Source organism: Janthinobacterium fluminis (genome assembly GCF_028595325.1).
Lineage (GTDB): Bacteria > Pseudomonadota > Gammaproteobacteria > Burkholderiales > Burkholderiaceae_D > Janthinobacterium > Janthinobacterium fluminis.
This window is the reverse complement of the sequence record NZ_JAQQXR010000001.1, coordinates 802,419-816,564: the sequence shown is the minus strand read 5'-3', so window position 1 is coordinate 816,564 and position 14,146 is coordinate 802,419. Positions and strand designations below refer to the sequence as shown.

General features: G+C 67.9%; 12 protein-coding genes and 1 riboswitch. Of the genes, 6 read left to right on the top strand and 6 right to left on the bottom strand.

What is annotated here, in order from left to right; translation table 11 throughout:
* Positions 1 to 46 precede the first annotated feature (46 nt).
* On the top strand, positions 47 to 1,150 hold the full coding sequence (locus OIK44_RS03685) for a LacI family DNA-binding transcriptional regulator (RefSeq protein WP_273669324.1): 1,104 nt from the start codon (positions 47 to 49) through the stop codon (positions 1,148 to 1,150).
* Between the two features lie 51 nt (positions 1,151 to 1,201).
* Here the strand turns inward: OIK44_RS03685 and OIK44_RS03680 are convergent, their stop codons facing one another.
* Positions 1,202 to 1,621, bottom strand: a complete 420-nt coding sequence (locus OIK44_RS03680; RefSeq protein WP_273669323.1) for a YidB family protein — start codon at positions 1,619 to 1,621, stop codon at positions 1,202 to 1,204.
* Positions 1,622 to 1,794: 173 nt separating this feature from the next.
* Here OIK44_RS03680 and OIK44_RS03675 point away from each other — a divergent pair, with 173 nt between their 5' ends.
* On the top strand, positions 1,795 to 2,007 hold the full coding sequence (locus tag OIK44_RS03675; protein ID WP_273669322.1) for a hypothetical protein: 213 nt from the start codon (positions 1,795 to 1,797) through the stop codon (positions 2,005 to 2,007).
* Positions 2,008 to 2,077: 70 nt separating this feature from the next.
* On the opposite strand, the gene OIK44_RS03670 is transcribed toward OIK44_RS03675, so the two are convergent.
* Genes OIK44_RS03670 through OIK44_RS03660 form a run of 3 tightly spaced genes read right to left on the bottom strand, consistent with a single transcriptional unit; the run spans position 2,078 to position 5,159 of the window.
* Positions 2,078 to 3,226 carry an enoyl-CoA hydratase/isomerase family protein gene (locus OIK44_RS03670; protein ID WP_273669321.1) on the bottom strand — a complete coding sequence of 383 codons (1,149 nt, stop codon included), beginning with the start codon at positions 3,224 to 3,226 and terminating at the stop codon, positions 2,078 to 2,080.
* On the bottom strand, positions 3,223 to 4,002 hold the full coding sequence (locus OIK44_RS03665) for an enoyl-CoA hydratase (protein ID WP_273669320.1): 780 nt from the start codon (positions 4,000 to 4,002) through the stop codon (positions 3,223 to 3,225). The genes OIK44_RS03670 and OIK44_RS03665 overlap by 4 nt, the downstream gene beginning before the upstream one ends.
* Complete coding sequence (locus OIK44_RS03660) at positions 3,999 to 5,159, bottom strand: acyl-CoA dehydrogenase family protein (RefSeq protein WP_273669319.1); 1,161 nt, start codon at positions 5,157 to 5,159, stop codon at positions 3,999 to 4,001. Before OIK44_RS03660 ends, OIK44_RS03665 begins: the two co-directional genes overlap by 4 nt.
* Positions 5,160 to 5,396: 237 nt before the next feature.
* Positions 5,397 to 5,612: riboswitch (cobalamin riboswitch) on the bottom strand.
* Positions 5,613 to 5,751: 139 nt separating this feature from the next.
* Here OIK44_RS03660 and OIK44_RS03655 point away from each other — a divergent pair.
* On the top strand, positions 5,752 to 6,267 hold the full coding sequence (locus tag OIK44_RS03655; protein ID WP_273669318.1) for a flavodoxin family protein: 516 nt from the start codon (positions 5,752 to 5,754) through the stop codon (positions 6,265 to 6,267).
* 3 nt (positions 6,268 to 6,270) lie between these two features.
* Here the strand turns inward: OIK44_RS03655 and OIK44_RS03650 are convergent, their stop codons facing one another.
* Both OIK44_RS03650 and tssE read right to left on the bottom strand, forming a co-directional pair.
* Positions 6,271 to 7,839 carry a bifunctional aminoglycoside phosphotransferase/ATP-binding protein gene (locus OIK44_RS03650; protein ID WP_273669317.1) on the bottom strand — a complete coding sequence of 523 codons (1,569 nt, stop codon included), beginning with the start codon at positions 7,837 to 7,839 and terminating at the stop codon, positions 6,271 to 6,273.
* A gap of 108 nt (positions 7,840 to 7,947) precedes the next feature.
* A complete protein-coding gene (tssE, locus tag OIK44_RS03645) occupies positions 7,948 to 8,424 on the bottom strand; it encodes a type VI secretion system baseplate subunit TssE (RefSeq protein ID WP_273669316.1) in 477 nt (158 codons plus the stop codon).
* 108 nt (positions 8,425 to 8,532) lie between these two features.
* On the opposite strand from tssE, the gene tssF reads away from it, so the two are divergent.
* The 3 genes from tssF to OIK44_RS03630 all read left to right on the top strand — a co-directional run bounded on the left by tssF (position 8,533) and on the right by OIK44_RS03630 (position 14,127).
* Positions 8,533 to 10,359 (top strand): type VI secretion system baseplate subunit TssF, encoded by a 1,827-nt coding sequence (gene tssF, locus OIK44_RS03640; protein ID WP_273669315.1) that lies wholly within the window; start codon positions 8,533 to 8,535, stop codon positions 10,357 to 10,359.
* The gene (gene tssG / locus OIK44_RS03635) at positions 10,320 to 11,396 is read left to right on the top strand and encodes a type VI secretion system baseplate subunit TssG (protein ID WP_273669314.1); all 1,077 of its coding nucleotides are present in this window, start codon (positions 10,320 to 10,322) and stop codon (positions 11,394 to 11,396) included. The genes tssF and tssG overlap by 40 nt, the downstream gene beginning before the upstream one ends.
* 106 nt (positions 11,397 to 11,502) lie before the next feature.
* Complete coding sequence (locus OIK44_RS03630) at positions 11,503 to 14,127, top strand: type VI secretion system Vgr family protein (RefSeq protein ID WP_273669313.1); 2,625 nt, start codon at positions 11,503 to 11,505, stop codon at positions 14,125 to 14,127.
* Positions 14,128 to 14,146: the final 19 nt, after the last annotated feature.

Here is a 14,146-nt window from a genome sequence, read left to right as displayed (position 1 = left end):
TTTGCGGTATGCTGGGTAACTGATGGTGAGTTGCCGGAATGAAATAATGAGAAAACCCAGACCCACCCCAGCGCCCCCCGCCGCCGCCAAACGCCCCGAACGCCGCGTCACCTCCTATGACGTGGCGCTGCTGGCCGGCGTGTCGCAGTCGGCCGTGTCGCGCTGCTTCAAGCCGGGCGCCAGCGTGTCGAAAGCCACCCATGAGCGCGTCATGAAGGCGGCCCGCTGCCTCGACTACATCCCCAACGCGGCCGCGCGCAGCCTGATCACGCGGCGCTCGAACCTGGTCGGCGTCATCATCTCCAGCCTGGCCGGACCGGAGGCGCTGGCCGAGCTGAGCCGGCAAATCACGCAGCGCGGCAAGCGCGCCCTGCTATTCACGCCGACGCGCGAGAACGAACTCGACACCATCCTGTCCGAGGTCTGGCAATACCAGGTCGACGGCGTCATCGCCGCCGCCAGCCTGTCGGAGCGCCAGGTGGCGCAATTCGCCCGCCGCCGCGTGCCCCTGGTCATGTTCAACCGCGGCGCGCACGGGCCGGCCGTCAACGCCGTCGTCTGCGACCAGGCCGCGGCGGCGCGCCTGCTGGTGTCGCGCCTGGCCGAGGCCGGGCACCGCCAGTTTGCCCTCATCGACGGCCCGCAGGACTGCGCCGACGCGCAGCAGCGCCTGCTGGGCGCGCGCATGCGCATCGCCGAACTGGGCCTGCCGGTGCCCGCGGTGGTCGACGGCCACGGCGACTACGCCAGTGGCGGCAACGGCATCCGCGCCATCATCGCCCAGCTCGGGCGCGTGCCGGACGCCGTCATCTGCGGCAAGGACGTGGCGGCCATCGGCTGCCTCGACACGGCGCGCCACGAACTGGGCATCAACATTCCCGGCAAGATGGCGGTGGCCGGCTGCGACGCCGTCGAAGCGTCGGCTTGGCTCAGCCACAAGCTGACGACGCTGCGCCAACCGATACAGAAAATGGCGCAGGCGGCCGCCGACCTGCTCTCCGGCCTGATCGACAACCGCGACGCGGCGCCGCAGCAACGGCTGTTCAACGCTCAGTTGGTCGAAGGGGCCACGGCGCGCCTGGACACGCCAGACAGCCGCGACCTGGCGCTGCGCCTGGCGCTGAACAAACATGGTCTGCTGACCATATAAACGCAGGCGCAAGCGCGAAAGCGCAAGCGCGAAAGCGCGGAAGCGCAAGCGTCAACCGAACAGTTTGCCTTTCAACAGACTCAAGCCCTGCTGCAGCAAATCCTGGTCCGGCACGGCGCCCTGCGGTGTCAGCTTGTCGATAATTTGCGGCAGCAACTGCGCCAGGCCGGCCGACGCCTGTTCGGGTGCCACGCCTGCCTGCTGGGCAAGCTGCGCCACCGTGTCGCCGCCCAGCGCCGAAGCGATCTGCTCGCCCGACACCGGCTGGTTGTCGCCAAGCCCGATCCAGGAAGTTACCTGGTCACCCAGCCCGCTCTCCTGGAACTTTTGCAACAAGGCGGGCAAGCCGCCGGCGCCGTTGATCAAACCCATCACGCCGCTCAATAAATCCGCCTGCGGCGCCGCATCCTGCTGTTGCCCTCCCAGCGCCCCCAATGCCTGCCCCGCCAACTGGTCTAGTAATCCCATCATCGCCTCCTGAGAACGTCACGCTGAAGTGCAGCAATGCGCTGCGGCCCGGCTGGCAATGCACAGTTCGGCATACCGGCCTGTGTCGATTGTACTGCACGGCGGCGAATTTTAATGTTTGATTTACATCAACAAGTGTAGAATTAAATCTCACACTTACTGAGGAGTATCAACGCATGAATATCAATAAAGCAGTAGACAAGGCGTATGAAGGCAAATCCCTCAAGGAAATCGCCGATGCCCCCGTCGATGCCCTGCAAGGCGTGAGCGCCAAGGACGCCGAACTGTTGAAGCAAGCCTTCAACATCAAGACCGTGCGCGACCTGGCAGAATTGAAATACTCGAAATGGGCCAGGGCCATCGTGTTCCTGGCCGATACGGAAGCCTGAGGCCAGTCCGCGCGGCACGCCGGCCCGGCGCGCTGCGCGCCGGGCCGTTCCCCTGCGGAAAACACCGCTTTTATACAGACGCGTTCGCTGAAGCTTGCAGCGGATGGTTTTGCGCCGTCCAGGGCTGGACGAAGAAACGTTCGCCCCACTCCGCGTCGATCTCCGCCAAGCTGGCCGGCTGCCAGCGCGGCCGCATATCCTTCTCGATCAGCAGCGCGCGGATGCCCTCGGCGAAATCCGGCCCCGCCGCACACGCCAGCGACACGCCCAGTTCCAGCTGAAACACCTCGAATAGCGACAAGTGGCGGGCGCGCTCCTGCATGGCGTGCGCCAGCCAGGCCGAGCCGGGACAGCCGTGCCGCAGCGACGCCACGGCTTTTTGCAGCCAGCGCTCGTCGCTGTCGATGCCGCCGATGCGCGCGACGATGGGCGCCAGGCGCGGACCGGCGCACCATGCGTCGATGGCGTCGATATGCCGGCGCAGCGGCCCCGGCTCCGCCGCCTCGCCGGCGTGCTGCGCCCGCGCCAGCACCTCGTCGAGCAGGGCGTGGTTGTCCCCGGCGCGGCCGCTCCATGGCTGGCGCCGCAGTTGCGCGATGACCTCCGCCTTGGCCGCGTGCGCCAGTTGGTAATCGGCCAGTTTGACGAAACGGGCGTCGCTGGCGTCGATGGCGGCGCCGGTCAGCGCCAGGAACAGGCCGAGCCGGCCCGGCATGCGGTTCAGGAACCAGCTGGCGCCGACGTCCGGGTACAGGCCGACCGAGATTTCCGGCATCGCCAGCCGCGATCCCTCGGTGACGACGCGGTGGCTGGCGCCGGCCATCAGGCCGATGCCGCCGCCCATAACTATCCCGTGGCCCCAGCACAGCACGGGCTTGGCGTAGCTGTGGATCAGGTAGTCGAGCCGGTACTCGTCGCTGAAGAAGCGCAGCGCGTAGTCGTTGCCGAGGACGTCGCCGCGCCGCGCCGACGCGTGGTGCTGGCGCATCGAGGCGTACAGGTTCTGCAGATCGCCGCCGGCGCAGAAAGCCTTGTCGCCGGCGGCTTGCAGCACCACCAGCGCGACGGCCGGATCGGCCTGCCACGCCGCCAATTGCGCGTGCAGCAGCACGATCATCTCATGCGACAGCGCGTTCAGCGTCTTCTCGGCGTTCAGCGTGGCGACGCCCAGCGTCGCGCCGCCGGCGCAGGCCAGCGTCTCGAACAGCACGGCGCTCATGCGTTCCGCCATACGGGCGCGCGCTTTTCCAGGAAGGCGTTGACGCCCTCCTTCTGGTCGGCGCTGTCGAACAGGCGCACGAAAGCGGCGCGCTCCTGCGGCAGCATGGCCGCCATCGGCTGCGCGCGGGCGCCCTGGATCAACTGCTTGCACGCCTTGACGCTGGTCGGGCTTTGCCGGGCCGCCTGGCTGGCCAGCGCCAGCGCCCGCGGCAGCGCGGCGCCCCGCTCCACCACCTCCTCGACCAGGCCGATGCGCAGCGCCGTGGCGGCGTCGATGCGTTCGCCGCACAGTATCATGCGCTTGGCCCAGCCCTCGCCGACCAGCCAAGCCAGGTTTTGCGTGCCGCCGGCGCACGGCAGCAGGCCGACGGCCGCTTCCGGCAGCGCCATCTGCGCCTGCGTCTCGACGATGCGCAGGTCGCAGGCCAGCGCGCATTCCAGCCCGCCGCCCATCGCGTAGCCGTTGATCGCGGCGATCGAGACACCGCGAAACCCGGCCAGCGCCTCGAAGGCGGCGCCGAAACTGTCGGCCATGTCGCGCGCCACCGCCAGCTCGCCGCCGGCAAACAGCTTCAGGTCGGCGCCGGCGGAAAAGAACTTGTCGCCGCCGCCGGTCAGCACCAGGCTGTAGATGTCGGCGTTGGCGTTCAACTCGCCGACCAGCCGGCGCAAATCCTTCAGGCTGGCGCCGGTCCAGGTGTTGGCCGGCGGGTTGGCGATGGTGACGACGGCCGTGCTGCCGACGATCTCCACCAGCAGATTCGTATAACTCATAAAAACTCCTCGTTGGCTTCATTGTTTAATAAATGGCGCGCGACGATGACGCGCATGATTTCGTTGGTGCCCTCCAAAATCTGGTGCACGCGCACGTCGCGCAGATAGCGCTCCAGCGGGTATTCGCGGATGTAGCCGTAGCCGCCGTGGATCTGCAGCGCCTCGTTGCAGACGGCGAAACCGGTGTCGGTGGCGAGCCGCTTCGCCATCGCGCAGTAGACCGAGGCGTTGGGCGCGCCGGCGTCCAGCTTGGTGGCGGCCAGGCGCACCATCTGGCGCGCCGCCACCAGCTCCGTCTGCATGTCGGCCAGCTTGAACTGCAGGGCCTGGAACTCGGACAGGCGGCGCTTGAACTGCACGCGCTGGTGCATATACCGCTGCGCGCTGTTCAGCGCCGACTGCGCCGCGCCGACCGAGCAGGTGGCGATGTTGATGCGGCCGCCGTCGAGCCCACGCATCGCCAGCTTGAAGCCGTCTCCCTCGCGCCCCAGCAGGTGCGCGGCCGGCACGCGCACCCGGTCGAAGCTGACGGTGCGGGTGGGCTGGCTGTTCCAGCCCATCTTTTCCTCCTTGCGGCCGTAGCTGACGCCGGCGCTGTCGGCCGGCACGAGGAAGGCCGAGATGCCGCCGGCGCCGGGGCCGCCGGTGCGCGCCATCACCACCAGCGCGTCGGTGGCCCCGGCGCCGGAAATGAAGGCCTTGCTGCCGTCGATCAGATAGTCGGCGCCGGCCAGCGTCGCCGTCGTGCGCAGCGCCGCCGCGTCGGAGCCGGCGCCGGCCTCGGTCAGGCAGTACGAGGCGAGCTTGCGGCCGCTGGCCAGGTCGGCCACCCAGGCGGCGGCCACGGCCGGGCTAGCCCATTCGGCAATCATGGCGGCGGCCATATTGTGGATGGTGATGTAGGCCGTCGTCGACGGGCAGGCGCGGGCCAGCTCCTCGAACACGATGGCCGCGTCCAGCCGCGACAGGCCCAGTCCGCCCAGCGACTCGGGCACATACAGGCCGCAAAAACCCAGCTCGCCGGCGTGGCCGATGACACGGCGCGGGAAAAAGGCGTCGGCGTCCCACTGCGCCGCCTGGGCCGCCATTTCGCCGGCGGCAAACTGCCGCGCCAGCGCCTGGCAGGCGCGCTGCTCTTCGCTCAGTTCGAAGTCCATGACGGCACCCCGCTCAGTTGGACGTGGATAGGAAATTGCAAGATGGGAAAGGATAGTAGACTCATGGAGAAGCTTTCTCAATGCACGGCGCCTGCGCGCCTTCGCTCGTCTGAATATGCCATGCGCATCCGCATGGCGCCCGCCGCGCACCTTCCGTACCCGGCCAGACCCAAGAAAGCACGGCGCGCTCCGCCGTGGCGGCCGCCGGCCGCACCAGAACATCGCCTTCCGCAATGCCTTCTTGAAGATCAACAGGCCGGTATCCGGGCTCGCAAGTCTTGTTACTTCGCCTTCCCAGTCGCGCGCGACCAGTGGCATCCATGAAGTAACCGCACTTGCCTACCGTTGCGGAGGCAGCAGGGGCGTGGCGTTGTACCGACTCAACGCGCACCACTTTCCCGTTTAACGCCAGACAAGAACATGTTCTGGCGCACCTGTTGAATTAAGAGTAACACAACATATTACGTTTACGTAAACGTCATGCAAATTTTATATCGCCGCACCGTTCGATTGATCCGCAACAAAGCTCCACGGCGCGCGCTGTTTAGGCTCGATCACTGGGCCGGCGCTGCCGGCAAGCCGAGGAGGCGACATGCAACCCTGTCTGATTGTGTATTACTCGCGCAGCGGCATGACCGCGAAAGCGGCCACGGCGCTGGCGCGGGCCTGCGGCGCCGACGTCGAGCGCATCCGCGACGTGCAGCCGCGCACCGGCATGCTGGGCTTCCTGCGCTCCGGCTACGAAGCCTTGCGCGGCAAGACGCCGGCCATCGACACGCGCGCGCACGACCCCGCCAACTACGCGCTCACCATCCTCGGCACCCCCGTCTGGGTCGGCCATGTGGCCTCGCCGCTGCGCACCTACCTCGTCAAGCACCGGCAGCGCCTGAACCGCGTGGCCGTGTTTTGCACCATGGGCGGTTCCGGCGCGGAAGAAGCCCTGGCCGACATTGCCGCGCTGTGCGGCAAGCAGCCGGCCGCCACGCTGGCGCTGACGGAACGGCAGATCCGCGATGGCCAGCACGAGGCGATGCTGGCGGCGTTTGCCCGCCGCCTGGTCAGCGAGGGCGCGATGGCGCCGCCCGCGCAACAGCCGGCCGAGGTGTGAGGCTCAGCGGCCCAGCGCCGCGAGCACGGGCCGGCACAGCGCGCGCAGCGTCGCCGCATCCCAGTCCGCCCCCGTGTCCAGGCTCAGCGCCAGCGCGCGTTCGTCGCCGGACAGCGGCTCGCGGTGCGCCAGTTGGTGGGCCAGCACGGCGGCGTCGGCGTCGGACGGATCGCCGCCGGCGCGCGCCCGCGCCGCCACGCGCGCGCGCAGCGTCGCCTCGCCCGCCCGCAGGTCGATGATGAAAAACGGCACGCCCAGCGCGTCGGCCAGCGTGCGGAACAATTGCCGTTGCTGGCGCTGCAGGAAGGTCGCGTCAACCAGCGCCGGCATGCCGGCGCGGACGATGGCGGCCGCCAGCAGGCGCAGGCGCGCGTAGCTGGCCTGCGTGGCCGCCGGACCATACAGGCCGGCGGCGGCCTCGCCCGCCGCGGCCGGCCCGAAGGGGGCGAGGCCTTGCATGCGCTTGCGCTCGACGTCGGCGCGCACCTGCACGGCGCCCAGCAGCTCGACCAGCGCGCCGGCGACGGTCGATTTGCCGCTGCCCGACACGCCATGCAGAATCAGCAGCGCCGCCGGCGCCGGCGCCATCGACTGCAGCGCGAACTGGCGGTAGCGGGCCGACGGCGCCGCCCCGTCCGCGCGCGGCTCCCGCAGGCGCAGCACTTTCCAGCGCACCTGCGCCGCCTCGATCTGGTAATAGCGCAGCACGGCCAAGCCCTCGTAATCGCCGCTGCGCATCAGATAGCCGTTCAGCAGGCGCGCCGCCAGCGCGGGCAAGCCGCGCGCCAGCAAGTCCATGCTGACGAAGGCCAGGTCGCTCATCACGTCGGTCCAGCGCAGGCTCTCGCTGAACTCGATGCAGTCGAACACCTCCACGCGCCCGTCCACGGTGACGATATTCGCGCAATGCAAGTCGCCGTGGCAGTTGCGCACCCGGCCGTCGGCCTTGCGCCGCAAGAACGTGCCGCGCAGCCGCGCCTGCTGCGCCGCTTGCCAGCCGCGCAAGGCGCCGACGCCGCCCGCCTCGTCGGGACCGGCCAGCGCGGCCAGCAGCGCCAGATTGTCGTCGGCCACCTGTTGCAGCACCTGCGGCGTGCCCCAGTGGCTGGTCGGCGGCGCCACGTCGGCGCGCCGGTGGAACGATTCCAGCACGGCCGCCAGCTGGTCGACCTCGTCGGCGCCTAATTGCCCGGCCTCGATGCGCCGGCTCCACAGCGCCTGCTGGGCGAAGGCGCGCATGCGCACGGCATACTCCAGCGGCGGTCCGCCGCCGCTGAAACGGGGTTGGGCCTGGCTGCCGCGCACCGTCACGACGTCCAGGTACAGGGCCGGCGCCAGACGCCGGTTCAGGCGCACCTCTTCCAGGCAAAAGAAGCGGCGCGCGTCGAGCGTGCTGAAGTCAAGGAAATCGAAGCGCACGGCCTTCTTGATTTTGTAGGCGTAGGCGCCCGCCACCAGCACCCAGGAAATATGGGTTTCGATCAATTCGACCGTCGCGCCCGCCTGCTCCAGCGCGCCGACGAGCAAGCGGATCAGATTTTCCTGGGCGGCCAACTGGCTGGGCTCTGACATGGGCAATCCTGAGAATGGCAACGGCGCGGCAAAACGCGGCGCCCGCCCAGCATACCCCGTATCATCCGGCCGCGCCCCTGCGCCGCATCAAAATGCGGCCCCGGGCGGCTAGCCGCGCCGGCACTGGCTGATCGAATACTGCAACGTCGCCGGCTGCAGCACCGCGCTGAAGTTCACCGCCTCGCTCACGGAGGCCAGCCGCAAGGTCGCGGAAATCACAAACTGCAGCCGCTTGCTCGCCCCCGCGTTCAACTCCAGCCGGGCGCGGACGTCGCGCAGCCGCGGTTCATGCCGCTCGATGGCGGCGCGCAGATGGGCGCAGACGGTTTTGCGGTCGGCGTCGCTGGACAGGCAAAAGCCGGAAAAATCGATCAAGCCGTAGTCGAGCATCGAACTGGCCGCATCCGGATACTCGGCCAGCATCGCCTCGGGCAGCACCGTGCGGGTATTCAACAGCGCCTCCAGGTCGCGCGCGACGGCGTCTTTCAATTGTTCCAGCGACAGGCGCGCAAGCAGCCCATCCGCGCCCGCGTAGCAGCGGTCGTCGATCAGGCGGTCAAACAGGCTGGGCAGATATTTGCTCATGCATGCAACGGTAGCAGACTGCGCAACGCGGCAATTGTTTCCCGTCAACAGCCCGCGGCCGATTTGATGCCAGCATCGTAGCGGCCCGTACACGAAAAGGCTCCCACTATGGATAAATTTCAGCCGCACTATGCGCGCGAACTCGGCTTCTTCCGCCGCTTTTCACGCGAGTTTGCCGAGCGCTATCCGAAAATCGCCGCCAACCTGCTGATGCACGGCGAAAGCAGCGAAGACCCGCACGTCGAGCGCATGATACAGGCGTTCGCCTTCCTGACCGCGCGCATTTCCAAGCGCCTCGACGACGACTACCCGCAATTGACGGAAGCGCTGCTGGAAACGCTGTATCCGCATTATCTGCGCGCCTTTCCCAGCTGCGCCATTGCGCGCTTCGACGGCGCGGCGGCAGGCGAGCGGGCCGCGACCATCCCGCGCGCAACGGTGATGAAATCGGCTAAAGTCAGGAACGTCAAATGCACGTTCAAGTCCATTTACGAGGTGAGCATCGCGCCGCTGTCGATCGCCGAGGCACGTTTCCATCCCCATATCGCGGCGCCGCCCTCCATGCCGCTGCCGGCCGGCGTGAGCGCCTCGCTGCGCATTGCCGTGCAGGCGGGTTCGGCGGAGCAAGCGGGGCCGCGCCGCCTGCGCGTGTTCATCGACGGCGACCCCTCGTTCTGCGCGGCCCTGCGCGATGCCCTCTTCCTGCACACGGCCAGCGCCTACGTCGAGGCGGGCGGCGACGGCAAATGGCTGGCGCTGGACGCCATTCCCGTCACGGCGGTCGGCTTCGCCGAAGCCGACGCACTCATTCCGTTTTCCGCGCGCTCGCATCCCGCCTACCGCCTGCTGACGGAATATTTTTGCTTCCCCGACAAGTTCAACTTCTTCGACATCGAACTGGCGCGCCTGGCCGCCGTCCTGCCGCCCGGCTGCCGGGACTTTTCCCTGCACCTGGCGCTCAAGGGCATACCGGCCGACTCCAACCGGGCGCGCATCCTGTCGGCGCTGTCGCCCAAGAACCTGCTGCTGGGCTGCACGCCCGTCGTCAACCTGTTCGAGCAGGCCGGCAACCCGCTGGACGTGACGCACATGAAGTCCGAGTACACGCTGCTGGCGGACCCGGCCCGCGCCTACGCTTACGAGATACACAGCATCGTGGCGGCGCAGATCAAAAAGGACACGGCGGACGGCAGCGCCGGCACCCCGTTCCGGCCGTTCTACGCGCTGCACGCGGGCGAGCAGCCGGACCAGAACAGCCACTACTGGGTGACGCGGCGCGACGACATGGTGGCCGCCACCAGCCCGGGGCACGAAACCAAAATCGCCTTCGTCGACAGCGACTTCAACCCGATGCTGCCGGAAACGGCAACGCTGTCGACGACGCTGCTGTGCAGCAATCGAGACTTGCCCTGCGCACTGGCGGTCGGCTTGCCGGACGGCGACCTGGAAGCCGGCGGCGACCTGGCCCGCGCGCCGATCCATTTCCTGCGCAAGCCGAGCGCGCCGCAGCGCTTCGAGGCCGGGCGCGGTGCCCACTGGCGCCTGATCTCACACCTGTCGCTGAACTTCCGCTCGCTATGCGAGGCCGGCCTGGCCGATTTCCGCAAAATGCTGAGCTTGCACGACCTGCCCCAATCGGCCACCTCGCAGCGCCAGATCATGGGCATCACCGGCCTCGCACACGAAGCCGTCATGTCCTGGGTCGAGGGCAAGCCCCATGCCTTCCTGATGCCCGGCATCGCCATCCGCATGACCCTCGACGAAGAGGCTTTCGTCGGCAGCGGCGTGCACGCGTTCGCGCAATTGATGGATCAATTCCTCGCCCTGTACGGCCAAATCAACCTGTCCACACAATTAATCATCCTGTCCCACAAGACCGGCGAGGAGTTGCTGCGATGCCAACCACGAAGCCCGATGCCGGGCGAGCCTGCGTAATCCAGCGCCTGCTCGACGAGCCCTACCGTTTTCAATTCTTCCAGGCCGTGCGCGTGCTCGAAACCTGGCTGAAACAGCACGGTGCGGCCGGCGAGAACGTGCTGGCCGACTACCTGCGCTTTGAAAACAGCGTCTCGCTGGCCTTCCCCGCCAGCGAAATCGAAGCCCTCTCGGCCGAAGCGGCCGCCCCCATCAGCGACGCTAATACGCTATTAGCCGCCCTGTTCGACCGGACGCTCAAGCATATCCGCATCACGCCCGCCTTCATGGGCTTACTTGGCGCCGGCGGCGCCCTGCCCTATCACTACACCGAGCGCATCGGCAACCAGCTCCACAACGAAAAAAACCACGGTCCGCGCGCCTTCCTCGACACCTTCTCGAACCGGGCGCTGGCATTGACGTATGCGGCCTGGGGCAAGTACCGGATCGAATGCCAGTTCGACGCGCCCGGCAAGGACCGCTTTCTGCACGTGCCGCTGGCGCTCGCCGGCTTCCGGCCCGGCGCCCGCCACGGCGCCGATGCGCAGGCCGTCAGCGACCAGGCGCTGGCCTATTACGCCGGCGTGCTGCGGCAGCGCCCGGTATCGGCCGTCGTCTTGGCGCGCGTGCTGTCCGACTATTTTGGCGTGCCCGTCGCGCTGGAAGAATTTGTCGGCGGCTGGCACGCGCTGGCAAGGGAAAACCAGATGGCGTTCGGCTCCGCCAACGCCGTCATCGGCAGAGCGATCGCCGGAACGCGGGTGTGGCGCCACGACTTGCGCGTGCGCATACGCATCGGCCCCCTCGACGCGCAGCATTACGCGCGCTTCCTGCCGGGCGCCGATGGCGCGGCGACGCTGCGGAACATGCTCGCCGCCTTCGCCGGCGCGCCGCTGCACTACACGGTCCACCCCGTGCTGCGCGGCGCCGACGTCACGCCGCTGCGCTTCGCGGCCGGTGACGCCGTGTGGGGGCGGCGCCTGGGTTTCGACGCCTTCGTCCTGGCCGGGCCCGACGCGCGCGAGCGCGACGACATGTTTTACGAACTACGCCCATAAGGCCAGCCTGTTGACGCTCGACAAGTTGGCGCCCGCGCGAGCGGCTACAGTTGGCAACACCCCTACCGTTCGCGGCGCCAGTCCAACCATCCAGACGGGAGCAGACATGACGACATTTCAGGGCGACACCGCCACCCTGGCCGCGCTGGACCAAACACAGCAAGACCGGCGCCTGCTGCGCATGAGCTTCCCCCGCAACGACGCGCCGCCAAACGCCCTGATGCTGGCCAACCGCCTCGACGCCACCGAAAGCATGTCGCGCGATTTCCGCTACGAAATCGAAGTGCTCAGCGACAGCGCCCACATCCCCCTCAAGGAAGTCACCGGGAAAATGGTCGGCATCGCGCTGGTGCGCGAGGACGGCAAGCTGCGCCACTTCAACGGCTACGTCCACGAATTCAGCCTCGTCAAGACGGATGGCGGCTTCGCCTTTTATCGCATGGTGCTGCGGCCCTGGCTGGCCGACCTGCGCCTGCGCCGCGACTGCGCGACCTTCCAGAACATGTCCACCAGCGAACTGTGCAAAACCATTTTCAGCCGCTACCTGAAACGCCGCTACATGACGCGGCTGGTCGAGGACGACCCCGACGTGACGATGCGCATCCAGCACAATGAAAGCGACCACAACCACCTGCACCGGCGCCTGGAGGCGAGCGGCTGGCATTACTGGTACGAACACGCCCCCGACGGCCACACCCTCTGGCTGGGCGACGACACGCGGCAAGCCGCCCCCATCGACGGCGCGGCGCCCGACATGGCCTTCCACCGCCACTCCGGCTCGCTGGAAGACGACGGCGTCGCCCAGTGGCGCCCGGCGCGCCGCGTCGGCTCCGGCGAAAGCATCGTCGGCAGCTTCGACTTCAAGAGCGCCCGCGCCGCGCAGGGCGAGCGCCTGTCGTCGAACCGCCAGGGCGCCGTGCCCAGCTACGAAGTGTTCGAAGACATGGGGGCATACGGCTTCAATCCGGGCGGCAACGGCGGCGACGCCCTGGCCCAGCGGCGCATGGAGGAACACGACGCGCGCGGCCAGTACTTCGACGCGGGCGGCAACGACCGCAGGGCGCAGCCCGGCCGCTGGTTCACCTTGAGCGGGCATTTCAGCGACGCCCCCAGAGCCGGCGCTGGCGACGCCGACGCCGCACCGGACAGGGTCGGCGAGCGCCAGTATTTGATACTCAGCGTGCACCACCTTGCCAGCAACAACTACCAGGACGGCAGCGCCGCGCCGTCGAGCTACACCAACACCTTCACATGCGTGCGCAAAAGCCTGCCCTGGCGGCCCGGCCGCGGCTTTCACAGCAAGGACACGCGCATGCACGGCGTGCAGACGGCCGTCGTCGTCGGCCCGGCCGGCGAAGAAATCCACACCGACGAATACGGCCGCGTCAAAGTGCAATTCCACTGGGACCGGGCCGGCAAGTTCGACGCCGCCAGCTCGGCCTGGGTGCGCGTGATGACGCCATGGGCCGGCCAGGGCTTCGGCCACATCAGCCTGCCGCGCGTCGGCGACGAGGTCGTCGTCCAATTCCTCGACGGCAATTGCGACCGCCCCCTGATCATCGGCAGCGTCTACAACGCCGCCCGGATGCCGCCGTGGGAGCTGCCCCGGCACAAGACCCAGAGCGGCGTGCTGAGCCGCTCCACCGTCGGCGGCGACGCCGCCCAGGCCAACGCGCTGCGTTTCGAAGACCAGCTCGGCAAGAACGGCGTGCAACTCGGCAGCAGCCACGGCCGCAGCGAACTGAACCTGGGCTGGTTGCGCCAGCCCAACAACGCCGCCGGCGCCGAACCCCGCGGCGAAGGGGCCGAACTGCGCAGCGACGAACACCTGGCGCTGCGGGCCGGCAAGGGACTGTTGCTGTCGGCCTGGAATAGCGCAGGCGCCCGGCAACTGGCGCGCGGCGAATACCTGGCCCTGCTGGAAGAATGCATCAAACTGGCCAGCTCGCTGGGACAGTACGCCGCCGAGCACCAGGCGCTGCCACTCGACAACAAGGAGCAAGAGGCGCTGCAGGCGGCGTTGCAACGGTGGGAACACGGCAGCAACACCTCACCCCGGGGGCAAGACGGCGGCGCGCCCGTCATCGCCGCCAGCGCCCCGGCCGGCATCAGCTTCGCCACGCCGAAAAACATCGTCAGCTATGCCGGCGCCAACCTCGACATGGTGGCGCAACAGCATCTGCAATTGACGGCGGGCCAGCGCTTCAACGTCAACGCCGGCAAAGGCGTTTCCCTGTTCGCGCACAGCGAGGGCATCAGGGCCATCGCCCACAACGGCAAATTGATCCTGCAAAGCCAGCATGACGACACCGCCATCAACTCCGCGAAAAACGTCAACATCACCGCCAACGACAGCAAAATCGTCCTGATGGCCAAGGAACTGCACCTCGTCGCCGAGGACGGCTCCTTCATCAAGATAGGCGCCGGCGGCATCACGCTGGGCAGCAACGGCGACATCCGCCACAAAGCCTCCAGTTTCCCGTTCAGCGGCCCCGCCACCATGCACACGGAATTACCCACCTTCGGCGGCGGCGCGCCGGACCAGCAATTCATCGTCAAATACGGCGCCCACACCGACGCCGCCATGGTTGCCGCCAACCGGCAATTTGAAATTGACATGAGCGATGGCAGCACGATCAAGGGCGTCACCGACGCCGACGGCAAAACCGCCATCTTGCAGCGCGATGCCATGCATATTGCCGACATCCGGATTCTGAAAGACAACAAATAGCGGCGGACAAGGAAAAGCG